The sequence below is a fragment of the Caulobacter sp. FG121 genome, from assembly GCF_057809815.1.
Genome location: NZ_JBMDKR010000001.1, coordinates 285,637 through 308,506 on the forward strand (window position 1 = coordinate 285,637; position 22,870 = coordinate 308,506).

At 68.3% G+C, this 22,870-nt stretch carries 22 protein-coding genes and 1 pseudogene; 7 read left to right on the forward strand and 16 right to left on the reverse strand.

Features of this window, described 5'->3' with window-relative positions; genetic code table 11:
- Positions 1-97: 97 nt before the first annotated feature.
- From ACODSL_RS01480 to pbpC, 6 genes and pseudogenes are all read right to left on the reverse strand, one after another.
- Positions 98-511, reverse strand: a pseudogene (locus ACODSL_RS01480) (HK97 family phage prohead protease); the annotation flags it as partial.
- Positions 511-756 (reverse strand): hypothetical protein, encoded by a 246-nt coding sequence (locus ACODSL_RS01485; RefSeq protein ID WP_488898853.1) that lies wholly within the window; start codon positions 754-756, stop codon positions 511-513. The pseudogene ACODSL_RS01480 and the gene ACODSL_RS01485, both read right to left, overlap by 1 nt.
- Positions 757-795: 39 nt before the next feature.
- The gene (locus tag ACODSL_RS01490; RefSeq protein WP_488898854.1) at positions 796-1,944 is read right to left on the reverse strand and encodes a phage portal protein; all 1,149 of its coding nucleotides are present in this window, start codon (positions 1,942-1,944) and stop codon (positions 796-798) included.
- Between the two features lie 288 nt (positions 1,945-2,232).
- Positions 2,233-3,321, reverse strand: coding sequence for a terminase large subunit domain-containing protein (locus ACODSL_RS01495; protein ID WP_488898855.1), 1,089 nt, complete (start codon positions 3,319-3,321; stop codon positions 2,233-2,235).
- Complete coding sequence (locus tag ACODSL_RS01500; protein WP_488898856.1) at positions 3,299-3,769, reverse strand: hypothetical protein; 471 nt, start codon at positions 3,767-3,769, stop codon at positions 3,299-3,301. The genes ACODSL_RS01495 and ACODSL_RS01500 overlap by 23 nt, the downstream gene beginning before the upstream one ends.
- Positions 3,770-3,925: 156 nt before the next feature.
- Positions 3,926-6,154: a multimodular transpeptidase-transglycosylase PbpC gene (gene pbpC / locus ACODSL_RS01505; protein WP_488898857.1), complete on the reverse strand. Its 2,229-nt coding sequence runs from the start codon at positions 6,152-6,154 to the stop codon at positions 3,926-3,928.
- Positions 6,155-6,205: 51 nt separating this feature from the next.
- On the opposite strand from pbpC, the gene ACODSL_RS01510 reads away from it, so the two are divergent.
- On the forward strand, positions 6,206-6,685 hold the full coding sequence (locus ACODSL_RS01510; protein ID WP_488899718.1) for a YcgN family cysteine cluster protein: 480 nt from the start codon (positions 6,206-6,208) through the stop codon (positions 6,683-6,685).
- On the opposite strand, the gene ACODSL_RS01515 is transcribed toward ACODSL_RS01510, so the two are convergent.
- Positions 6,673-8,433: an ATP-binding protein gene (locus ACODSL_RS01515; protein WP_488898858.1), complete on the reverse strand. Its 1,761-nt coding sequence runs from the start codon at positions 8,431-8,433 to the stop codon at positions 6,673-6,675. The two genes, ACODSL_RS01510 and ACODSL_RS01515, sit on opposite strands and share 13 nt — an antisense overlap.
- Before the next feature lie 271 nt (positions 8,434-8,704).
- Here ACODSL_RS01515 and ACODSL_RS01520 point away from each other — a divergent pair, with 271 nt between their 5' ends.
- Positions 8,705-10,492: an ABC-F family ATP-binding cassette domain-containing protein gene (locus ACODSL_RS01520; protein ID WP_488898859.1), complete on the forward strand. Its 1,788-nt coding sequence runs from the start codon at positions 8,705-8,707 to the stop codon at positions 10,490-10,492.
- Positions 10,493-10,495: 3 nt separating this feature from the next.
- Here ACODSL_RS01520 and ACODSL_RS01525 read toward each other — a convergent pair whose 3' ends face one another.
- Both ACODSL_RS01525 and ACODSL_RS01530 read right to left on the reverse strand, forming a co-directional pair.
- Positions 10,496-10,627, reverse strand: a complete 132-nt coding sequence (locus tag ACODSL_RS01525) for a hypothetical protein (protein ID WP_488898860.1) — start codon at positions 10,625-10,627, stop codon at positions 10,496-10,498.
- Positions 10,628-10,847: 220 nt separating this feature from the next.
- Positions 10,848-11,570 (reverse strand): DUF4386 family protein, encoded by a 723-nt coding sequence (locus ACODSL_RS01530; protein WP_488898861.1) that lies wholly within the window; start codon positions 11,568-11,570, stop codon positions 10,848-10,850.
- A 73-nt stretch (positions 11,571-11,643) separates the two neighbouring features.
- Here ACODSL_RS01530 and ACODSL_RS01535 point away from each other — a divergent pair, with 73 nt between their 5' ends.
- On the forward strand, positions 11,644-12,255 hold the full coding sequence (locus ACODSL_RS01535) for a TetR/AcrR family transcriptional regulator (RefSeq protein ID WP_488898862.1): 612 nt from the start codon (positions 11,644-11,646) through the stop codon (positions 12,253-12,255).
- On the opposite strand, the gene ACODSL_RS01540 is transcribed toward ACODSL_RS01535, so the two are convergent.
- The 6 genes from ACODSL_RS01540 to ACODSL_RS01565 form a co-directional block, all read right to left on the reverse strand.
- Positions 12,243-14,390 carry an ATP-binding protein gene (locus ACODSL_RS01540; RefSeq protein ID WP_488898863.1) on the reverse strand — a complete coding sequence of 716 codons (2,148 nt, stop codon included), beginning with the start codon at positions 14,388-14,390 and terminating at the stop codon, positions 12,243-12,245. The two genes, ACODSL_RS01535 and ACODSL_RS01540, sit on opposite strands and share 13 nt — an antisense overlap.
- A 172-nt stretch (positions 14,391-14,562) precedes the next feature.
- Positions 14,563-15,705 carry an acyl-CoA dehydrogenase family protein gene (locus ACODSL_RS01545; protein ID WP_488898864.1) on the reverse strand — a complete coding sequence of 381 codons (1,143 nt, stop codon included), beginning with the start codon at positions 15,703-15,705 and terminating at the stop codon, positions 14,563-14,565.
- A gap of 36 nt (positions 15,706-15,741) precedes the next feature.
- Positions 15,742-16,944, reverse strand: a complete 1,203-nt coding sequence (locus ACODSL_RS01550) for an acyl-CoA dehydrogenase family protein (protein ID WP_488898865.1) — start codon at positions 16,942-16,944, stop codon at positions 15,742-15,744.
- 133 nt (positions 16,945-17,077) lie between these two features.
- Positions 17,078-17,677 (reverse strand): TonB family protein, encoded by a 600-nt coding sequence (locus ACODSL_RS01555; RefSeq protein ID WP_488898866.1) that lies wholly within the window; start codon positions 17,675-17,677, stop codon positions 17,078-17,080.
- 97 nt (positions 17,678-17,774) lie between these two features.
- A complete protein-coding gene (locus ACODSL_RS01560; protein ID WP_488898867.1) occupies positions 17,775-18,176 on the reverse strand; it encodes a TonB family protein in 402 nt (133 codons plus the stop codon).
- A 225-nt stretch (positions 18,177-18,401) separates the two neighbouring features.
- A complete protein-coding gene (locus ACODSL_RS01565; protein ID WP_488898868.1) occupies positions 18,402-18,704 on the reverse strand; it encodes a hypothetical protein in 303 nt (100 codons plus the stop codon).
- Between the two features lie 201 nt (positions 18,705-18,905).
- Between ACODSL_RS01565 and ACODSL_RS01570 the strand changes: the two genes are divergently transcribed.
- The 4 genes from ACODSL_RS01570 to ACODSL_RS01585 all read left to right on the forward strand — a co-directional run bounded on the left by ACODSL_RS01570 (position 18,906) and on the right by ACODSL_RS01585 (position 21,704).
- Entirely contained in the window at positions 18,906-19,364 is a 459-nt protein-coding gene (locus ACODSL_RS01570) for a PaaI family thioesterase (protein ID WP_488898869.1), read from the forward strand.
- Positions 19,361-19,576: a DUF1289 domain-containing protein gene (locus ACODSL_RS01575; RefSeq protein WP_488898870.1), complete on the forward strand. Its 216-nt coding sequence runs from the start codon at positions 19,361-19,363 to the stop codon at positions 19,574-19,576. The genes ACODSL_RS01570 and ACODSL_RS01575 overlap by 4 nt, the downstream gene beginning before the upstream one ends.
- 179 nt (positions 19,577-19,755) lie before the next feature.
- Positions 19,756-20,271 (forward strand): TIGR02281 family clan AA aspartic protease, encoded by a 516-nt coding sequence (locus ACODSL_RS01580; protein WP_488898871.1) that lies wholly within the window; start codon positions 19,756-19,758, stop codon positions 20,269-20,271.
- 38 nt (positions 20,272-20,309) lie between these two features.
- Positions 20,310-21,704, forward strand: a complete 1,395-nt coding sequence (locus tag ACODSL_RS01585) for a CoA transferase (RefSeq protein WP_488898872.1) — start codon at positions 20,310-20,312, stop codon at positions 21,702-21,704.
- Between the two features lie 79 nt (positions 21,705-21,783).
- On the opposite strand, the gene dusA is transcribed toward ACODSL_RS01585, so the two are convergent.
- Entirely contained in the window at positions 21,784-22,776 is a 993-nt protein-coding gene (gene dusA, locus ACODSL_RS01590; RefSeq protein ID WP_488898873.1) for a tRNA dihydrouridine(20/20a) synthase DusA, read from the reverse strand.
- Between the last annotated feature and the right edge of the window lie 94 nt (positions 22,777-22,870).

Below are 22,870 nucleotides of genomic sequence, written 5' to 3' on the forward strand. Positions count from 1 at the left end.
TTACGGTGTCGAAGGGGTGCTAACCGGCGAGGGCGTAATCCCTCACCCTCCCGTCGCTGGCGCGCCGGGCCCCTCCCTCTCCCGCCGGGAGAGGGACAACGGCGCTGATCCTCGCCCCGGGCAGCATCGGAAACGTCACCACCGACACCTCCCAAAGCTCGACCTCGGTCAGCACGCGCAGGCGGCCCGTCCCGTCCGGCCGAGCCTTCGCCGCGCGGAAGCCGATCGACAGTCCGTCCATCGCCCCGGCCCGCACAAGGGCCGCGCACAGCCGACCCTGCGGCGTCGCGTCTATAATCCGTCCACGGACGAACAGCCCTCGCGTGTCCTCGATAATCTCGTCCCAGACCCCCACGGGGTGATCCCCGTCATGCTGGCACAGCATCCGCACGCCCCTGCCCCCGGTCCGCGCCAGCGAGGCGCCGAACGCGCCGGCCGCGGCGACGTCGTCATTGAGATCCCGCGTCCAGAAGAGCGAGGCGTAGCCGCTGATTTCTGTGTCTCCGGTCATCACAGCTCTCCCGTCTCCAGCCGGCGTTCCAGCCGCTCCAGCGTGATCCGCGTGGCGGCCACCTGTTCTTCCAGCCGCGCCAGCCGCTCGGCGGTCTCGCCCTGGCTGTCGACGCGCCGCTGCAGGTCATCGATCCGCGCCGACGCCCGCCCGGCCCAGATCAGCCCCCCGCCGGCCTGGATGGCGATGGTGATGATGACGGCCAGGGTGACCTGACGGTCCGGGCGTGGGCGCGGGGTGGTCATGCAAGTCTCCTTTCCTCCCCGCGAAGCCGGAGCGGATTGCTACCCTTCCAGCCCCGCCAGCCTTCTCCGCTCGTCCGGCGTCAGGAACGTCGCCGCCTCCAGCCGCGCCCACAGCGCATCGCGCTCGGCCGACAGCGCCGGCACGGCGTCCAGATCGCAGGCGATACGCGCCCCTGGGTGTTTCGCCCCCAGCCAGCCGGTCAGCGCCCGCGCGGCCCGTTCGGCCAGCGGCACGACGGTATGTCGCCAGAAGGCGCCGTTGGCCTCGCGGAAGTTGGCGTAGGTGTTGTCGCCGGGGATGCCCAGCAGCTGCGGCGGCACGCCGAACGCCAGCGCGATCTCCCGCGCCGCCGCATGCTTGCCGGCGATGAAATCCATATCGGCCGGAGACAGCGACATCGGCCGCCAGTCCAGTCCGCCCTCCAGCAGCAGCGGACGCCCGGCCGCCGCCGGCCCCGTTCGCGCCTCCAGTTCGGCCTTCAGCGTCTCGAACTGCGCCTCGCTCAGCCGGTCGCCGGCCTCGGAGTTGGCATAGACCAGCGCCCCGCTCGGCCGGGCCGAATTGTCGAGCAGCGCCTTGTTCCAGGCGCCCGACGCGTTGTGCACATCGATGGCGAAGGCCGCCGCCTCCAGCGGACTGGCGCCGTAGTAGTCGTCGGCCGGGTTGAACAGCTTGAGATGCAGCACCGGCAGCCAGCCGTCGGCGTCGCGCCCGATCCGTACGGACCGCCCGGCCACGCCGTACTCATAGGCCTGCGGCCAGCCCTGCCGCCCCGGCACCACCTTCATCCGGTCGGGCCTCAGGGCGTAGAGCTCGCCCGGCCCCTCCCCCGCGGCCTCCAGATAGCCGTTGCCGCTGACCTGCAGCGTGCCGAAGAAGGCATCCAGCAGGTCCGGCCCGCCCTGTTCGGGATTCGGATGATCCAGCAGCCGCCGCAGCGGATGGTCATCCGCGCGCTTCCCCCCGGCGAACACCGTCAGCGGCACGGACGCCGCCGCCTCGGCGATCATCCGCACACAACGATAGGCCACCGGGTTCTTCGCGAACCCCTCCCGCGCGAGGCTCTCATAGTCCCTCGGCGTCCACACCGGCCGCCCGGCGGTCGTCACCGCCACGAGGGTCGCGGCGCGCGAGTCCTTGATTTCAGGCGCGGCGGGTCGCCGCCGCAGACGGGGGAAGAGGGGCATGGAAATCCTTTCTTCTCTCCGGGAGGGAGAGGGGGATCATGCTGAGCATGGTGGAGAGGGATGCGCGGGAGGTGGTCGGATGGCCTCGACCTTGATCGTGGCGGACAGGCCCCGATGTCTTGAACGCCAGTTTTGCTCCAGCGGACGGCCTGCTCAAGGACCGCTTCGCGGCCGCGCAGCGGCGGCCCGAAGGGCCGTCCTTGACCAGGTCGACCGCCCGGAGCGCATCATTCCATCAAGGCCAGAGGGCCCATCTACATCCGCACAGAAACGGGGGACCCGAAGGGGTTACAACACCCGCACCCGCGGCCGCTTCACCACCCTGCCAAGCATCAGATCCGTCAACGCCCAGACCAGCGCATCGGCCCGGTCCGGGCTCGCCCCGCCCTCGTCGCAGCCCAGCGCCATCAGCTCCTCCTCCAGCGCCGGGAAGGCGTCGCAGTGGACCACCAGGCCCCGCTCATAGAGCGCCGCCACGGGTTCGGCCCGCACCCGCTTGCTGAAGCGGGCGTGGACGAGCCTGACCGGGCACGGCGCCTCGGCCTGGGCCAGCAGGCCGCGGACCATCTCGCCGCCCTGGTTGGCTTCGGCGACGATCGCCGCCGCGCCGAAATCCCTCGCCGCCTCGACCGCCCGCCGGGCCCAGCCCATCGGCGACAGGCCCTTCATCGTCCGGTCGGCCAGCACGAAAGCCTGCTCGCCCAGCCGTCCGACCACGACGATGCCGCAGGCGTCGCCGGTCGCCGTCGCCGGCGGATCGACGGCCACGACCACGCGGTCGAAGTCCGGCGGCCGCGCGCCCCGGCATCGCGCCAGGTCCTCGGCCCGCCAGAGGGCGCCCTCGCCGTCGACGATCTGGCCCTCCAGTTCCTGCGCCGCCAGCCGCGTTCCGCCGTAAATCGCGTTCAACCCCTCGATAAAGGCCGGCGACAGGTTGTGCGCGTTGGTCGCCGTCGGCAGCACCGTATCGACCGTAGAGGCCTCGGCCCGCAGCATCCGCAGCGCACGGATCGGCCGGGGCGTGGTGGTCACTACCAGCCGGGGATCATCTCCCAGCCGCAGCCCGAACCGCAGCATGGCCAGCACCTCGCCCGGCCGCCGCCAGGCGCAGAACTCATCGGCCCAGGCGCCGTGAAACTGCGGCCCGCGCAGGCTGTCGGGGTCCTCGGCGGAGAAGATGTGCGCCTCGGCGCCCGTTTCGCCCCAGACCACCCGGCGCCGTGACTTTTCATGGCGAAAACGCAGCGCTCTCGGGCTCTGGGCGCGCAGGCCCGAGGGCCCCTCGATCATCACCTCCTGCACGTCGTGCAGGCTGGTTCCGACCAGCGCGAACCGTCCGCCTTTATAGGCCTGTTCAACCAGCCAGCCGGCGCCCACCCAGGTCTTCCCCGACCCCCGGCCGCCGAGCAGAAGCCAGGTTCGCCACGGAATCTGCGGAGGGTCCTGGGCTTCGTTCGCCCATGTCCGCCAGTTGGCGTCCACGATGTTCAGGTCCTCTGGCGGGATCCGTGTCCGGACATGCCCCGAGCCCGTTGCGGCGAGCGTATCGATCGAGTCTTTTCTGAAGTTCCACGTACTTGCGTTCGATGGTGTCCGCGTCGTCGGGTTGGTCATCCATATCGGCCTCTTCCGTTTCGTGCGGGCCACCGGGATTATCTTCCGCGGCCTGCAGCTTGTGGATCGACAGGGCGGTGCGGGCGATCACGCCCCGCAGCCGCACGCGCCGTTCCAGGGCGATGTCGGTGTCGGGTCTGGGGAGGTCGGCGAGGGTCCTGATATCCTCAAGCAATCCCGCGGCCAGCGTCTCCGCCAGCCCCGCGAGCAACCCCGCCGCTCCATCTGGTTTTCCGCTCATGCCACAAAGGTACGGGACCAGCGGGCAAGGCTGGGAATTCAGGCTGAAAAGATCGCAAGCCCATGATGTTCCCGGACATTTTCCCTAGAACTCCGAGCGCTACGCGCGCCGAACACCCGTATTTCCCTAGTAGGGGATCGGCTCGCCGCTTGGCAGTTGCGGTCTGGCAGGCTCCGGCGGAACGGCAGGCGCCTCCGGTTCCGGTGGCGGCTCCAGTGAATCCGCGACCCGACCGAACTCTGAGGCCAGATCGCCGTAGAACGGATTGCGCGGATCGGCCTCTTCCTCGGGGATCGGGTCGGGCATCAGCCAGTCGAAGTCGCGCGCGGGCAGGCCCTCATGCGCGATGATCATGAACCGCCGCCAGATCCCGGCCGGCAGCGTGCCGCCGGCGACATGGTTCATCGGCTTGTCGTTGTCGTTGCCGATCCAGACCCCGGCGGTCATGTCGGGCGTGAAGCCGACGAACCACGCGTCACGCCAGTTCTGGCTGGTGCCGGTCTTGCCGGCGGCCGGCCGGCCGAACGCGGCCCGCGTGCCGGTGCCGCGCTCGATGACGCCCTTCATCATGTTGACCATCATCGAGGCCTTGGCGATGTCGTAGACCGGGGTCCCGACCGTTGCCGGATCGTGGGTGAAGATCGACTCCCCGGCCACGGTGGTGATGCTCTCGATGATGTAGGGCGGGCGCTTCTGACCGCCCTGCTGGAACACCTGGAAGGCGCTGACCAGCTGCAGCAGGCTGACCTCGTAGGAGCCCAGCGCGATCGACAGGTCCGGATTGGGCGGAATGGTTGACAGACCGAAGCGTCTGGCCAGTTCGCCCATGGCCGCCCCGCCGACTTCCTGACCCAGCTTGGCCGCGACGGTGTTGATCGACTTGGCCAGAGCGGTCGCCACGGTCACGGGACCGGAATAGCCGCCGCCATAGTTCTCCGGCGCCCACTCGCCGAACTTCACCGGTCCGTCGACCCGCTGGTCGGTCGGCAACACCCCCCGCTCGAGCGCGGCGGCGTAGACGAATGGCTTGAAGGTCGAACCGGGCTGGCGCCGCGCCTGGACGGCCCGGTTGAACGGCGAGGAGTCGAAGTCAGTGCCCCCGACCATGGCCCGGATGGCCCCGTCGTTGGCGATGGCGATCATGGCCGCCTGGGTCGCGCCGGCCTTGGCGCCGTCGGTGCGCATCACCTCGCGGACGATCTTGCCGGCGGCGGCCTGCAGCCGGGAATCGATGGTCAGACGCACGACGAGGTCGGGCGCGTTGGCCCCGGCGATCTTGACGGCCTCGACCGTGGCGTAGTCCAGCACGTAGCCGAGATCGCCCTCGTCCTGCACGGCGCCGGCCGCGAGCCTGGGCGTATCGTCCAGGGCGGCCTGGTACTCGGCCTCGGTGATCCAGTGTTCCTTGCGCATGTTGGCCAGGATCAGCCGCTGACGCGCCATCGCCCCGGCCATGTTCTTGGTCAGCGCCAGACGCGACGGCGCCTTGGGCAGACTGGCCAGCAGGGCCGACTCGGCGATCGTCATCTGCGACGCCGGATGGCCGAAGTAGGCCCTGGACGCGCCGTCGATGCCGTAGGTGTTGGCCCCGAAGAAGATGCGGTTTAGATAGAGCTCAAGGATCTCGTCGCGGCTCAGAACCTTGAACAGGCGGCGGGCCATCACCGCTTCCTGCAGCTTGCGCTTGGCGGTCTGGTCCGGCGTCAGGAACAGGCCCTTGGAGATCTGCTGGGTGATGGTCGAGCCGCCCTGCACGATCCGCCCGGCCCGCCAGTTGATCCAGGCGGCGCGACCAATCCCCTGCAGGTCCAGCGCCCCGTGCTGGTAGAATCGCCGGTCCTCGGCGGCCAGGAAGGCGCGCGGCACATAGGCGGGCAGCTGGTCCAGGGTGACTCGCTCGCCATAGCGCGGCCCGCGCACGGCGATCTGCGCCCCGCTGGCGTCCTGGAAGCGGATGCCGGGCGCCCGGTTGACTGCGAACAGCGCCTCCCGCGGCGGCAAGGGCGGCACATCGGTCAGGTACTTCTGCCAGACGAAGATCCCCAGGCCGCCCGCAGCGATCATCCCGGTCAGGAACAGCGTCAGCAGCGTGATCCACACCCAGCGAAGGCCGGGAGAGGCCATCCAGTCGAAAATCGACGACAGGCTGAATCCGGCGCCGGGCGCGACCAGTGAGCGTTTCGGCCTGGGTGCCTTCGCCGCCTTTGGCGGCTTCGGCGCCTTGGGCGCTCTGGAAGGCTTTGACGTCTTTGGCTTTTTTCGGGGCGGCGGCGCGACGGGCTCGGGCTCGGGCTCCGGACGCGGCTCAGGCGGCGGATCGAAACTGTACGGCGGAATGGACCAGTCGTCGCTCAAGGATGTGCCGTCGCGCTTGGGTTACTGCGTAGAGGGGTTTAGGACGCAAGCATTATGCCGCGCAAACCCTTCTGGGAGATCAAGTCTCTCGCCGAGATGACTCCCGCCGAGTGGGAGAGCCTATGCGACGGCTGCGGACTTTGCTGCCTTGTTCGCTTCGAAGATGAAGACACCGGCGAGGTGGTCCCGACACGGGTGCACTGCAAGCTGCTCGATTCACAGCTCTGCCGCTGCACCGACTACGAAAATCGCAAGGATCACGTCCCGGACTGCATCAAGCTGACGCCGGCCAATATCGAGCAACTGGCGTGGATGCCGGCCAGCTGCGCCTACCGCCGGCTGGACGAGGGCAAGTCCCTGCCCGCCTGGCATCCGCTGATCACCGGAGACCCCGAAAGCGTCCACAAGGCCGGCGTCTCGATCCGCGGCCAGACCCTCAACGAGAACGATCTGAACGAGCCCGAGGATGCGTTGCAGTACGCCGCCTGGGACCTGGATCTCGACAAGAGCGACGAGCCCTACGAGCCCTGAGCCCGCCGGGCGTCATCGGCGGCCGGGGCCGCGGCCCCCTGATCAAAGGCGTTGATCACGGACGTCAGCAACAGGCGCGCGTCGATCGGCTTGGCGATATGACCGGTCATGCCGGCCTCCGCGCAGGCCTTGCGGTGGCTTTCCATGACATTGGCCGTCAGCGCGAGCACCGGGATCCCCGCGTTGACCCCGCCGCTGGCGCGAAGCCGGCGCGTGGCCTCAAGGCCGTCCATCACAGGCATCTGCATGTCCATCAGCACCAGGTCGAACGGCTCGATAGCAAGGGCGTCGAGCGCCTGCTGGCCATCGCTGACCAGGGTCACCCGGGCTCCGATGGGACGCAGGAACAGTTCGATGACCCGCTGGTTCGAGGGGTTGTCCTCGGCGACCAGAATGCGCGCTGATCCGCCCTCGCCTTCGAGCTCCGAGACGGCGCCGGCGTCGATCGGCTCGATGACCTCGCCAAGCTGACAGGGCAGTCGCAGGGTGAAGGTGGATCCCTCCCCCTCGACGGATTCAGCGGTGATCACGCCGCCCATCATCTGCGCCAGCTTCTGGCTGATCGACAGGCCCAGACCCGTGCCGCCGAACCGCCGGCTGGTCGATCCGTCAGCCTGTTCGAAGGCGTTGAACAGCCGGCTCTGGGCCTCGGCCGACATGCCGATGCCGGTATCGGAGATGCTGAACACCAGCTCGGCCTCGCCCGGCCGGATTTCCTCCACGGCCAGCGTCAGCCGGACGAGCCCGGACTCGGTGAACTTCAGGGCGTTTGAGATGAGATTGAAGATGATCTGACCGATGCGGGTCGGGTCGATGATGACGAACTGCGGCGTGCCCGGCGCGATGACCTTCTCGAACCGCAGCCCCTTGTCCTGCGCCCTCGGCGCCCACAGCGCCGCGCAGCGACGGACGAAGTCGTGCACATCGGCGTTGGCGGGATCGATATCGAGTTTGCCCGCCTCGATCTTGGCCAGATCGAGCACGTCGTTGAGGACATGCATCAGGATCGATCCGCCGTCGCTCAACATCGCGACGTGCCCGCGCTGCTCCTCGGTCAGCTCGGTCCGGCCGAGCAGGTCGGCGGCGCCGAGCACGGCGTTCATCGGCGTCCGCAGTTCGTGGCTCATCGTCGCCAGGAAGTCGGTCTTGGCCTGGCTGGCCGCCTCGGCTTCCCGCTGCGCCGTCAGCGCCTCGCGACGCGCGGTGTGGACGGAGTCCAGCGCCTTCTGCTGGCCGACCCACAGGATGCCCATGTAGCCGACCAGCATTACGGCGCACGTCGCCACGGCCAGACCCTCCGCCAGATGATCCGCGCCCATCGCGAGCGGCGGGATCAGCACCAGATAGGCGATCAGCGGCGCCGCGCTCATCCAGAACAGCCGTCGCGCGCCCAGGGACGACACCACAAGCTGAACCAGCATCCCGCAGAGGAACATGGTCGCGGCCGCGATCCCCAGGTCGCCCGCATGACGCCACATATGCCAGGCGGGATAGCCGGCGACGGCGTAGGCGAGGGTCGACAACAGATAGAGCCGGCCATCCGGCCGCTGGTCCGCGCGTGACGGCAACCGCACCAGCGCGACTTGCAGGGCGGCGTAGGCGAACCACCACAACGGCGCCCAGACCCAGCCGGACAGCGACCACAGCATCACCGCGATCGCCGCCATCAGGCCCAGCCGGAGCGCGGTCGACCGCGTGCGCAACGAAAGCGCGGCGCCCAGATCAAGATGGTCGTCGAAAATCAGCACGCACGGCCCCTGAAAGTGCGAATTGGTCCAGATACTTGGGAGCCGCGCGTTAAGGATAGGTATTGGAACGCCCCCCAAACCGTGGCGGCGCAGTCAGAAATACTGTTTTCGTGGGCTCGTTGCCTGCAACTACTCAAAACGCGCAAGTCTCGCCGGATGCGGCCCGATGTTTCACGCGCGCGGCGTGTGGCCCTGCGCCCTCTTGCCCAGACAGGGTGATTAGGGGGATAGACGCCCTCCTTCCAACGCCCGCCCCGAAAAGACCCGCCTCATGGCCGCTCCCATCCTCGCCCTCAAGGACGTACGTCTCGCCGACGGCGCGACGATGCTGTTCGACGGCGTGGATCTGGCGCTCGAGCCGGGCGTCCGCGCCTCGCTGGTCGGCCGCAACGGAGCGGGCAAGTCGACGCTGCTGCGCATGCTGGCGGGCCAGATCCAGCCGGACGCCGGCGACCGTTTCGCCAGCCCGGGCGCCCGCATGGTCTTCGTGCCGCAGGAACCGGTGATCACGGGCGCGACCCTGCTGGACTACGCCACCGCCGGCGGGGCGGCGCAACACGAGGCAGAGGCCGAGCTGATGGCCTTCGGCCTCGACCCGGCCAAGGGCACGCAAGGCCTCTCCGGCGGCGAAATCCGCCGCGCGGCCCTGTCCCGCGGCTTCGCCGAGCAGCCGGATGTGCTCCTCCTCGACGAGCCGACCAACCACATGGACATCTTCGCCATCCAGACGCTGGAAGAGCGACTGGGGCAGATGCGCTGCGCGGCGCTGATCATCAGCCACGACCGGGCCTTCCTCGGCCGCGTCACCCGCCGCTGTTTCTGGCTGGAGAGCCGCAAGGTTCGCCGCCTCGATAAGGGCTTCGCCGCTTTCGACGAGTGGTCCGAACAGATCCTCCAGACCGAGGCCGACGAGTTTCGACGTCTGAACAAGGCGCTGGAGCGCGAGCAGCACTGGCTCGAGCGCGGCGTCACCGGCCGGCGCGCCCGCAACGAGGGCCGCCGCCGCCGCCTTATGGACATGCGCCAGCAGAAGGCCACCATCCTGCGGGAATCCCGCGGCCAGATGACCATGGGCCTCGCCGCCGGCGACACCTCCGGCAAGCGGGTCGCCGAGGCCAAGGGCCTGTCGAAGGCGTTCGGCGACCGGGTCATCGTCAAGGACTTCTCGACCCGCATCCAGCGCGGCGACCGGGTGGCCATCGTCGGCCCCAACGGCGCGGGCAAGACCACCTTGGTCAAGCTGCTGCTCGGCGACCTGCCGGCCGACGCCGGCGAGATCAAGCTCGGGACCGGCCTGCAGATCGCCTACATCGACCAGGCCCGGGGCGAGCTGAAGGAGGGCCAGACCCTCTGGGACGTGCTCACGGACGGGGGCGGCGACCAGATCCTGGTCCGCGGGGTCCCGCGCCACGTCGCCGGCTACGCCAAGGAGTTCCTGTTCCAGGACAAGCAGCTGCGCCAGCCGGTCTCCAGCCTGTCGGGCGGCGAGCGTAACCGCCTGCTGCTGGCCAAGGCGCTGGCCCGCCCGGCCAACCTGCTGGTGCTCGACGAACCGACGAACGACCTCGACATGGAGACGCTGGACCTGCTTGAGGACCTGCTGGCCGACTTCGACGGCACGCTGATCCTGGTCAGCCACGACCGCGACTTCATCGACCGCCTCGCCACCTCGACCATCGCCCTGAACGGTCGCGGCGAGGTCGTCGAGACGCCCGGCGGCTGGACCGATTTCATGGAGCAGAACCCCGGCTTCTTCGACAGCAAACCGTTGTCGGCGGCGCCGAAGGCCCTCTCGGCCCGCGCCGAGGCGCGCAAGCCGGCCGCCAAGCTGTCCTACAAGGACCAGCGCCGGCTCGAGGAGCTCAACGCCCTGATCCACAAGCTGCCGGGCGAGATCGCGAAGCTGGAGGCCCAACTCGCCGATCCGACCCTCTACAGCCGCGACCCGGCCGGCTTCGACCGGATCATGAAGGCCGGCCAGACGGCCCGCGCGACCTTGGCCGCCGCCGAGGACGAATGGCTGCACCTCGAAGAGAAGCGCGAAGCCCTCGGCGGCTGACGCCTACTTGCGGCGGCTGGACTTGCCCGGCTTGGGAGCCGGCATCCGTTCAGCGGCGGTGCGGGATCTCGGCACCAGCAATCCTCCGAGAAGGCCGAAGGACAACATTGCGTGGTCCATCTTCGAAATCGTCATGTCGGCGTCTCCTTGAGCCGTTAGCCAAAAGAGACGCGGAGCGGCCTTCAGGGCGGGTTCCTTCTGAGCTCCCTCGTGGTCGTCAGCGCGTCGAGGATCAGGCTGCGCCCGTCGAATCGCATGACGCAAGAGGATTAATCCGGGTTCGGATCAATTCCGTGGACTGACGATCTGCTATTATCTCGTTTTTACAACCAGATGGCGCAGAAATAATTTCTCGCTACGTCGCGCTTTTCGGCCGGATCAGCCACCACAGGCCCAGCCCGAGCAGCCAGACTTGCCAGCCCATGAAGGCGTAGGGCGTCACCTCAACCACCGGGAAGCCCGGGATCACCGTCGCCAGCAGCTCGCTCTGACCGAGGATCCACAGCGGAACCAGGCCCAGCCCGGCCCAGCCGAACAGCGCCGGCGCCAGCCGCCCCCGCAACACGGCCAAGGCCAGGGCGAACGTCCAGGCCGCCAGCAGTGTCTGGCCGAGGTGCTCGCCGAGCGCCACGCCGGCGAACTGGTTCAGCGTCTCGAACACCACCACGGCCGCCGACCGCGCGGCGGGATCGGCAGCCGGATCGAGCGCCGTTGTCGCCAGCCCCGGAACAGCGAACGGCCAGCGCAGCAGTCCGATGGCCTGGACAAGAGCCGAACCCGCGCCGGCCAATGTCGCCCACAGCGGCCATCGACCGCCCTGTGCCTTCACGGCCTCCGCCGTCCAGCCGGCGACCCACAGAAAGCTGGCGGCGCAGAGCGCGAAGGCCAGCCAGATCAGCACCAGTTCCGGCCCACCGGCCTGAAAGGCCCTCAGCACCACCAGCGGCGGCTCGCGCAGGATGTCGTCATAGCCGAACCGGTCGATCAGCAGGACGTAGGGAACCGACGCCGCGAGCGGAAAGACGGCCATGGCGGCGCCGGCCATACGGCGGGCGGAGGCGGCATTGAGGGTGCTCATGTCTATATGTCCCAGTTGTGTGACAACTGGATATGTCCCATATGTGAGACATTGTCAAATTGAGTGAGTCGCCATGAGCCGCCCGGACGGATCCCCTGCCCCGCGAGACCGCGCGGCGACCGAGCGCGCCATCGTCGAGGCGACGGCGGGGCTGCTGGCGCAAAAGGGCTTCGCCGCGCTCAACGTGCTGGCGGTGGCCGAGGCGGCCGGCGTCGACCGCAAGCTGGTCTATCGCTACTTCGGCGGGATCGAGGGCATTGTCGAACGGCTGGGCGCCGAAGTTCGCTGGACCCTCGGCGACGCCGCCCCGCCGTCATCCGGCGACAGCTACGGGGCGGCCATAGCCCAGCTGGCCCGCGCCTACGGCGAGGCCCTCGACGGCGATGCCACGCTGCGCGGCCTGATCACCTGGGAGCTGGCGGAGGACTCACCGCTGCTCCGGAAACTGGAGGGCGTCCGGTCAGCCACGATGCAGCAATGGATGGGCCAGCGCATGGCGGGCCTGCCGCGGCCCGAAGGCGTCGACGCCCCGGCCCTGAACGCCATTCTGATCGCGGCGATCCAGCACCTTGCCTTGCGGCGGGGACAGGGGCGACCGTTCGCGGGCTTGGCGCTCGATGAGGCCGGCTGGGCCCGGATCGAGGCGGCGGTCGCGACGATCGCCGAGGCTGTCTACAGCGCCTGAAGCCGGCGCGACTCCGCACCGTCATCGTCCGCCAGTGGTCCGACACCTGCCGTCCACGCCCCGACCTTCGCAACCAGATCGGCCAGGTTGATCGGCTTGGCGATGTGGTCGTTCATACCGGCGGCACGGCAGGCCGCCAGCTGGTCGGCCAGGACATTGGCGCTGAAGGCGATGATGGGCGTGGCCTGGTTGGGACCGTCGCCACCCCGGATTGCGCGGGTGGCGGTCAGGCCATCCATGCCCGGCATCTGCACATCCATCAGGATAAGGTCGAACGGCGTCTGACCCGCCAGTTCGACGGCTTCCGCGCCGCCGCCTGCCTCGGTGATGTCATGACCAAAGGCGCCCAGGATGGTGAGCACCAGCTGGCGATTGATGGCCACATCGTCGACGAGCAACAGACGCGACGGCCTCATGGAGTCTGGCTCCGGCGCCACGCCCTGCGACGCAACCTCGGCCGCCGCAGGCGGCGCCGCGACCGTGAACCAGAACCGCGATCCCTCGCCCTCGACGCTCTCGACGCCAATCTGGCCGCCCATGAGGTCGGTCAGCCCCAGGCAGATCGCCAGGCCCAGTCCCGACCCGCCGTGCTGCCGGCTGATCGAGCCGTCGACCTGCGAGAACCGCTGGAACAGCCGGTCCAGCCGGTCGGGCGGGACGCCCGGTCCGGTGTCCTCGACCGCAATCCTGAGCAGACCGCCATGATCCTCCGAATGGCCGACGGTGACGCGCACCCCGCCCGACGAGGTGAACTTCACCGCATTTCCGAGCAGGTTGAGCAGAACCTGGCGCAGCCGGGCGCCGTCGACGTTGACGGCTTCGGGCAGCGCTCCATCGGTCTCGACCTCCAGCCACAGCTGTTTCGCCGCCGCCTGGGTCGCCACCAGATCAACCGTTTCCCGTACAGCGGCGGCCGGGTCCAGGGGACGCGGATCCAGGTCCAGCTGGCCGGCTTCCAGTCGCGAAAAGTCGAGGACGTCGTTGACCACGGCGAGCAGCGCTTCTCCGGCGGTCGTGATCCTCTGCAGGTGAACGGCCGCTTCCGCCGGCAATCCGGACATCTGGCTCAGTACGCCGGAAAACCCGAGGATCGCCGTCAGCGGCGTGCGGATTTCATGGCTCATGTTGGCGAGGAAGTGGGACTTGGCCTCCGTGGCCGCCTCGGCCTCGCGGGTCCGTTCCCGCAGTTCCGCCTCGAGCGCCTTCCGCGCCGTGACGTCACGGGCGACATCGAGGTGCCCGGTCGCCTCGCCCGTCAACGGATCATGGATCAGGGTCGTGCGTGTCTCAAACCAGAGCCAGCGGCCGTCCTTGTGGCGGGCGCGGTATTCGACCCGCGGTGCGTCGCCGACAATCTCGCCGGCGTATAGCTGGTCGCCGATGGCCTGCATCGCCGGCCAGTCTTCGGCATGGACGAGGTCGCGGATCATCCGCCCGACGAGCATCTCCGGCAGAAAGCCGGTAACCCGCGCAACCGACGGCGAGATGTAGGTCAACCGTCCGCCGCGATCGCTCAGCATGATCAGATCGGTGGCATTGTCGGCGAACAGCCGATGGCGCGCCTCGCTCTCCGCCAGCGCTTCTTCGGATTTCTTTCGCTCGATGGCGATGGCCGCCAGGTGGGCGGCGGCCTCGATGGAGCGGAAATCGTCCTCGCCGGGAACGCAGATCTCGCGATGATACATGGCGAAGGTGCCCAGCACCCTGCCATCGCGGTCCCGGATCGGTTCGGACCAGCAGGACGCCAGACCCGCCTCGCGCGCCAGATCCTTGAAGTCGCGCCACAACGGATCGGTCTGGATGTCCGAAACAATCGTGCTGCAATTGGTAAAGGCCGCCGTGCCGCAGGAGCCGACATAGGGGCCGATTTCGATGCCGTCGATCGCCGCGTTGTAGAAGTCGGGCAGGCTGGGCCCCGCCCCGCTGACCAGATGGCGGCCGCTCTCGTCCAGCAGCAGGATGCTGCAGAGGATGCTGGGGTCCTCCGCCTCGACGCAGCGGGCGATGGCGTCGAGGATCACCGGTAGCGAACCGCCGGTGGCGATCAGCGTCATGGTGCGGGTCAGGGTCGCCGTGCGCGACTCGCGCTCCAGCAGAACCGGTTCAGGCCTCGGCGTGTTGGGCTGATCGACCATGGGAGCAACGGACCGCCGCGCCAATCGAATGTGGGCGCGAGGACATCAGACGCGGGAGCGATTGCTGATTGGTGAATCAGCGTTCTCCAATTGACGGCGGCGTCGAAAAACAAAAGGGCGGGCGCCTTTCGACACCCGCCCCTTGATTGTCCAGCCGGTGGCTGAAGCGGCCTTACGCCGCCTTGCCGAAGCTCAGGCCCTCATAGCGGCGCAGGTGATGGTCGACCGAGCCGTACAGGCCTTCGATCATCGTCGCGCGCTTGAAGTAGTGGCCGATGGCCAGTTCGTCGGTCATGCCCATGCCGCCGTGGATCTGGATGGCGTTCTGGCCGACGAACTTGCAGGCCTTGCCGATCTGCACCTTGGCGGCGCTGACGGCCTTGGCCCGCTCCGCGTCGTCGCTGAGCTTGATGGTGGCCATGTAGGTCATCGACACCGACTGCTCGACGTTCATGAACATGTCGACCATGCGGTGCTGCAGCACCTGGAAGCTGGCGATCGCCACGCCGAACTGCTTGCGCTGCTTGGCGTACTCGAGCGTGCCCGTGTGCAGCTGGCGCATGGCGCCGACCGCTTCGGCGCAGCTGGCGGCGGTGGCTTCGTCGAGCACCTTTTCCACCAGCGGCAGGCCCGCGCCTTCGACGCCGATCAGCGCGTCGGCGCCGACCGAAACGTTCTCGAAGAACACTTCCGAGGCGCGCTGGCCGTCGACCGTGGGGTAGTCACGGGTGACCACGCCCTTGGCGTTCTTGTCGACGATGAACACCGAGACGCCGGCTTCGTCGCGCTGGCCGCCCGAGGTGCGGGCGGTGACGATCAGGTGGGTGGCCCAGGGGGCGCCGATGACGACCGCCTTGTGGCCGTTCAGGACATAGCCGGAGCCGTCCTTCTTGGCCGTGGTCTTGAGGTCCGACCAGGTGTAGCGGCCCTGCGGCTCGGCATAGGCGAAAGCGATGATCACCTTGCCCTCGATGATGCCGCCGATGATGTCGGCCGCGCCGGCGTAGCCCGAGTGCTTCAGGAAGCCGCCGCCGATGACCACGGTGCCGAGATAGGGCTCGACCACCAGGGCTTTGCCGAACTCTTCCATGACGATCATGTTCTCGATGGCGCCGCCGCCGAGGCCGCCCAGCTCTTCCGAGAACGGCGCGCCGAGGATGCCCAGCTCGTTGGCGAAGGCTTCCCAGATCGCGGGGTCACGACCGGCGTCCGAGGTGATCATCTTGCGACGCTTGTCGAAGTCGTACTTGTCCTGGAGGAAGCTGGCGACCGTGTCGCGCAGCATGGACTGTTCTTCGGTGAAATTGAAATCCATGGGGCGTCCCTGACGTGTTCTGATTGGGGGCGAGGCCTAGAGGCCCAGCACCATCTTGGCGATGATGTTGCGCTGGATCTCGTTGGATCCACCGTAGATCGAGGTCTTGCGGGTGTTGAAGTAGGCGCCGGCGCGACCGACCGCGTAGTCGGGGCCGATCTTGCTGTTGTCGCCCATGTCCCGCAGGTACGGCGCGCCGTAGGGGCCGGAGGCCTCCAGGGCGAGCTCGGTCAGGCGCTGCTGGATTTCGGTGCCCTTGATCTTGAGCAGGCTGGATTCCGGACCGGGGCCCTTGCCGGCGCTTTCGCTGGCGAGGGTGCGCAGTTCGGTGAACTCCAGCGCCGTCAGGTCGATCTCAAGCTCGGCGACCTTGCGCTTGAAATCCGAGTCCTGGATCAGCGGCTTGCCGTCATCGCCCAGCTCGACCGAGGCCATCTCGCGGATCTTCTCGACGCCGCGCTTGGAGCGGGCGACGCCGGCGATGCCGGAGCGCTCGTGGGCGAGCAGGAACTTGGCGCAGGTCCAGCCCTGGTTCTCTTCGTAGACGCGGTTCTCGACCGGCACCTTGACGTTCTCGAGCCAGACCTCGTTGACCTCATGGCCGCCTTCCAGGGTCGTGATGCGGCGCACCTCGATGCCCGGAGTCTTCATGTCGATCAGCAGGAAGCTGATGCCCGACTGGATCTTGGCGGTCGGATCGGTGCGGACCAGGAAGAAGCCCCAGTCGGCGTGCTGGGCCAGCGTGGTCCAGGTCTTCTGGCCGTTGACCAGATAGTATTCCTTGCCGTCGTCGCCGGTGATGCGCTCGGCCTTGGTCTTCAGGGACGCCAGGTCCGAACCCGAGCCCGGTTCGCTGTAACCCTGACACCACCACTCCTCGCCGTTGTAAATCTTGGGCAGGAAGCGTTCCTTCTGGGCCTGGGTGCCGAAGGTGTAGATCACCGGCGCGACCATCGCGACGCCGAACGGCAGGATGGCGATGGCGTCGGCCCGGGCCGTTTCCTCGGAGAAGATGTACTTCTGGGTCGAGGTCCAGCCGCAGCCGCCCCACTCTTTCGGCCACGACGGCGCGACCCAGCCCTTCTTGGCCAGAATCTTGTGCCAGGACAGGAAGTCGTCCTTGGTCAGGTCGTCTCCCTCGTCCTGTTTTCCGCGCAGGTTCTCGGGATAGTTCTGCGCGATGAAGGCGCGGACCTCGTCACGGAAGGCGAGGTCTTCGGGGGAGAATTCGAGATTCATAGGCGGCTCCGGAGTCGGCCTCTCAAGGGGCCGTTGCGCGTCGCGGGCGACTATAGGGCTCGAACAGTTGTTTGGAAAGATGACGCTAGCGTCAACGTAAAGATCGAGCCCCGACGCTGGTTTGGGCAGAAGCTCAGGGCGAGAATACCAGAAGGCAGTGATCGTCGTTGAAGCCGTCCTGCCATGCTCGAGCGCCGTCGGCTTCGGCGATGACCAGTCGAGCTTGGAGGTCGTCGGGTGTCCAGGGGGTGAACATTGCGAGCAATTTTACCCGGCGCACCACTTCCGCCAGAGCGCCCTTCAGAAGCTTGTCCTTCGGTAGCTTGCGGGCATGAGCCGAAATCATTCCGTAGCACCGCATCGTCCCGGCCATATCGGGCCGTTGCATGTTGGTAATAGGCAAACGGAACTCGATCGGGATGTTGACGAGACTTTCCTCGGCGACGCCGTCGACCGTACCCGGACGCATCTCAATCAAGCGCGACAGGCTCAGGGCTCCACCGGCAAAGTCGTAGTCTACCGGCGCCTCAGACAGAACCGTACATCTGTCCAACTTGCCCGTCACCAGCACCACACATTGCAGAACAACCTTCCCTTCCACCCAGTCTTTCGATGCCTTCGAAGGATAGCGACTCTGCACCTCGTCCGGCGTGGGCCGGCGCAGCCATTCCGGGTTGGTGACGGCCGGGGGCAACGCCATGATGAGCGCTGCGGCAAGAATGGAAATCAGCATGCCGGGCCTCCTCCGAGTACCGGACAGAAGCTCTAAACCTGCGGTTGGGCAACTAGAATAGCGCTCCTTCCCCGGTGAACATGCCGCCTCCTACAGACTATTCCGTCGGCTCGGGCGCCCTGAACCGCACCGGCACCAGCATGCGGCCGCCGGTGGTCGACTGGCCGTCGACCATCGGGCTGAGCTGGAAACGACTGCTGAGGCTGAGGGCCGCGGCGCCGAAGCCCTTCCCGGCCGGCGTTTCGACGAACACCTTGCAGTCCTCCATCGCGCCGTCATAGGCGACCTCGCAGTTCAGCACGGCCCGCCCGTCCACGCCGGCCCTTTTTGCCTCGGCGGGCCAGGCTTCGGCCAGCTGGGCGTCGGTCGGGCGGCGGATCCAGTCCTTGTCGCTGATGACGACAGGGCGCGTCGGGTCGGCCGGCCAGGACGACGGATCCCGGGCCGGCGGCGCGGGATCGGCGGCGGTCAGCAACAGGACGAACAGGGCGAGGAGCATGGCGGCCTCCGGTCTCGAAGACTCACTGTCCCACTGATCGACCGCCAATACAAAAGAACGCCCCGTCCACGAGAACGGGGCGCCAAGGCAATCCAGCATGCTCAACTGGAAAGGCGATCGGCCGCGCGCGGGCGGCGCGATCCGGGTTCGGGAGACGGTGGGCGCTCCGTCGGGGGAGACGGAGCGCCCGGGTCCCGGAGACTGACGTCCTGGGGCTTTGCGGCGTCAGGCTCCGAACTTGTTGCAGTCAGCGGCCAGGGCCGCGGCGGCGGCCGAAGCGTCGGTCCGGACAAGCCGGGCCCCGTCGGACCGGGCCGCGTCGGCCTTGTCGATGACGAAGTCGGCGCGACCGCGCTTCTGGGCCTTGTAGAGCGCGTCGAACTTCGCGGCGTCGTCGCCGGCGGCCAGACCGCGGCAGCGGGCGACCTGGACGAACTGGCCGTCACTCAGACGGGCGTCAGCGGCGAAGGCGGCGCCGGTACCGGCGGCGGTCGCAAGGACCACGGCGGCGATCGTGAGGATTCGCATGGGAAAGCTCCATCTCCCTGATTGGATGCAGGCAGATGATGTTTCGACTCCCGTGTATTCGCAAATTAATTACCAGACAGATTCAATTCATTACATAAGGTTCATGAATTTCTACCGTGCAATAAAGATGTCCAAAACATGTCAACTTTGCATCAATCAAGGCGCCTTGTATCACAAGCCCGCGACGGCGATGCTGTGGCGATGATCCAGGAACCCGTTACCGGCAAGATCCAGCTGCGCATGGACGCCGCCGCGCTGAACGCCTTTCTCCAGCGCGCCTTCCCCGAGGCCGACCCGGACCAGATGGCGCGGGTGACGTCCGTCTCCCCCGGACGGGTCATGCTGACCCTGCCCACGGCCAGCCGGAACCTGCGCCCCGGCGGGGTGGTGTCGGGCCCGACCCTGATGAGTCTCGCCGATACGGCGGCCTACGCCCTGGTGCTGGCCCACATCGGCGAGGTGGCGATGGCGGTGACCACGTCGCTGACCATCCACTTCCTGCGGCCCTGCAAGCCCGGCGTGCTCTATGCCGAGGCGGAACTGTTGCGGCTTGGCCGGCGGATCGCCACCTGCGACATATCCCTGTGGACCGAAGGTCGCGACAAGCTCGCCGCCAAGGCCACCGTCGCCTACGCCATCCCGGACCCCGCCGCCGCATGAGCCTGCCCGAGACCCCGCCCAAAGCCATCGCCACGCCCTGCGTGAAGGTCTGTATCGTGGATGCAGAGAGCGGCCTGTGCCTCGGGTGCCAGCGCACCCTGATGGAAATCGCCGGCTGGGCGCGCCTCGACGAGGACGCCCGCGACCGGCTGATGGTCGAACTGCCCGGACGCCGGTCCCTGATCCGGCCGGAGAAGCTGGGACTGGCTTAGCGACGGGGATATGCACCGAAAGTACGTGTCCCCTAAAGCGGCAGCTCGATTGGGGGACACGTACCTGCGGTACATGCCCCCTCCCCGCCTTCACGGATTGCAAACCCCGGCCCGCTAGGGTGCTCGGCGAAGGGGCGAAAAACGCCCTCGATGAAGCCAATATGGCGGGGTGTCTTGAGATGATCAGGTTCGTGGCGATCGCCGCGATTGGCGCATTGTCGGCCGTTGGCGCCGCGCGCGCCGTCGTGAGCATGGACCCCGCGCAGTTCAGCGCCGCGGCGCGCGCCGACCAGGCTGTCCAGACCGCCGCCGGCGCCGCGCCAGCCGCCCGGTCGGCCTCGATCCGCAAGGCGGCCGACGGTCACTACTGGGCCGAGGCGAAGGTCGACGGCAAGGCCGTGCGCTTCCTTGTCGACACCGGCGCCACCGCCGTGTCGCTGACGCTGGAGGACGCCCGGCGCCTGGGCATCGACACCGCCCACCTGAACTACGCCTATGACGTGATCACCGCGGACGGCAGGACCCGCGCCGCGTCCGTGAAGCTGGCCGCCGTCTCGGTCGCCGGAGCCCGGGTCGAGAACGTCGACGCCCTGGTCATCGAGAAGGGTCTCAACGCCTCGCTGCTCGGCATGAGCTATCTCGGCCGCCTGAGCTCGTTCGAAGCGACTCGCACCGCGCTGATCCTCAAGCCCTAGGTCTTGAGCCGGGGCGCGGAGCGGCCTTCTATGGGCCGATGCAACGCTCCGATCCTTCCCACCCCGCCGTGAAGGCCCTGTTCGAGCTCGCGGCCATCGCGGGCGTCGAGGCCTGGCCTCTTGCCGGCATCGAGACACGGGCCCCCGCGCTTGCGACGCCGTTCTTCGGCGAGGACGCCGCCGCGGCGGCGCTGGCGGCCGGGGCGGCCGAAGCCGCGGGTTTGTGGCAGGCCCGCACCGGGCAGACCCAGGCGGTCTCGGCTCACACCCGCGAAGCCGCCGCCAGCCTGGTCAGTTTTCTGTTCCAGCGGTTCGAGGATCCGGCGCGGGCGCCGGTCCGGGCGATGCCCGCGACCGCGGCGAATGGCTTCCTCCAGACCGGCGACGGTCGCTGGGTCTATGTCCACCCCAGCTTCGACGAGAGCGTCGGACACCTGGCGATGCTCGGCTGCGAGGACACCCCGGCCGCTGTCCGCGCCGCCCTCGCCCGCTGGACCGCGCCCGATCTGGAGGACGCCGCCGCCAACGCCGGCCTGTGCCTCGCCATGGTCCGCACGCCGGGCGAGTGGGACGCCACGGCCCAGGGCCGGCTGCTGGCCGCCACGTCCGTGGTCGAGGTGACCCGCATCGGCGATGGGCCTCCTGTTTCCCTCCCCGATGGCGGAGAGGCGCCGCTGTCAGGCGTCAGGGTTCTCGACCTGACCCGCGTGCTGGCCGGCCCCGCCTGCGCCCGCGCGCTCGCCGGCTACGGCGCGGACGTGCTGCACATCTCCGGGCCGAACCTGCCGAGCTTCGAGCCCTTCGTCTCCGACACCGGCCACGGCAAGCGCTGCGCCTTCCTCGACCTCAAGACGGCGGAGGGACGTGATCGGTTGAACACGCTCGTCGGCGAGGCCGACATCTTCTCGCAGGGCTACCGCAGCGGCGCGCTGGAGCGGCTGGGGTTCGGGGCGGAGGCGCTGGCGGCCTTGAGACCGGGCCTGATCCACGTCTCTATCAACTGCTACGGCCACGACGGCGACTGGGCGACCCGCCCCGGCTGGGAGCAGCTGGCGCAGACCGTCAGCGGCATGGCGCAGGTGCAGGGCGCAGGGTGCGACCCCGCCCTGCTGCCGGCGGCGGTCAACGACTACACGACGGGCTACCTGGCGGCGTTCGGCGCGATGGTGGCCCTGCGACGACGGGCGACCGAAGGCGGCAGCTGGCGTGTACGGGTCAGCCTGACGCGGACGGCGATGTGGGTACGCGGCCTCGGTCTGCGCGACCCGGAAGCGCGGGCCTTTTCCAGCGACGAACTGGCGGCCTGGTCGATCCATGAGGACGGCGGCTGGGGTCCGGTGACGTTCCTGCGGCCACCCGTGCGGATGGCGGCGACCCCGACGCGATGGGCGCTGCCGAGCGTGAAGCTGGGGAGTGGGGACGCGATGTGGTGATCGGGGACATGTACCGCAGGTACGTGTCCCCTAAGCCCATGCGCTCGATTGGGGGACACGTACCTGCGGTACATGTCCCCTAGGCGACTCTCCGCTCGGCCGCCTGTGACACCGCGGCCAGCGCCGCGTCGATCGCTTCCAGCCCGGCGCCGGGCTTCGAACCCTCGACCGTCAGGATCCGCCGCCAGCTCCGCGCGCCGGGGCGGCCGTGGAACAGGCCGAGCATGTGCCGGGTCATGCCGGCCAGGTGATAGCCTTGCGCCAGCCGGGCCGCGATGTAGGGCCGATAGCGCTCCACGGCCTCGAACGGATCGACCGCCCCACCCTCGCCGAAGATCCGCGCGTCCGCCGCGCCCAGAAGTCCCGGCTCGTGATAGGCAGCGCGGCCGAGCATCACCCCGTCGACATGATCCAGATGCGCCAGCGCCTCGTCGAGCGAGGCGATCCCGCCGTTGATGACGATGGTCAGGTCCGGCCGCGCCTGTTTCAGCCGGTAGACCAGCGGATAGTCCAGCGGCGGTATGTCGCGGTTCTCCTTCGGCGACAGGCCCTTCAGCCAGGCCTTGCGGGCATGGACGACAAAGGTCTCCACGCCGGCGGCCGCGGAGAGCTCGACCAGCCTGAACAGGCTCTCCTCCGGGTCCTGGTCGTCGACGCCGATGCGGCATTTTACGGTCACCGGCACGGATACCGCCGCCTTCATCGCCGCCATGCAGTCGGCCACCAGCTCGGGCTCGCGCATCAGGCAGGCGCCGAAACGGCCGCTCTGCACCCTGTCGGACGGGCAGCCGACATTGAGGTTGATCTCGTCATAGCCGAGATCCTCGCCGATGCGGGCCGAGGCCGCGAGATCGGCGGGGTCCGACCCGCCCAGTTGCAGCGCCACCGGGTGCTCGACCGCGTCGAAGCCCAGCAGCCTGTCCCGGTCGCCGTGCAGCACCGCGCCGGTCGTGACCATCTCCGTATAGAGCAGCGTCCGGCGCGTCAGGGCCCGATGGAACGCCCGGCAGTTCCGGTCGGTCCAGTCCATCATCGGCGCGACGGACAATCTATGCGCTTGAAATTGTTGCACTTTTCTTGTAGTCTCAAAGAGTTAGATCGCGGCGTGTACACTCGATTTTGCGACGCGATACGACGTTTTTCGCCACCGTTCGACACCTCACTGT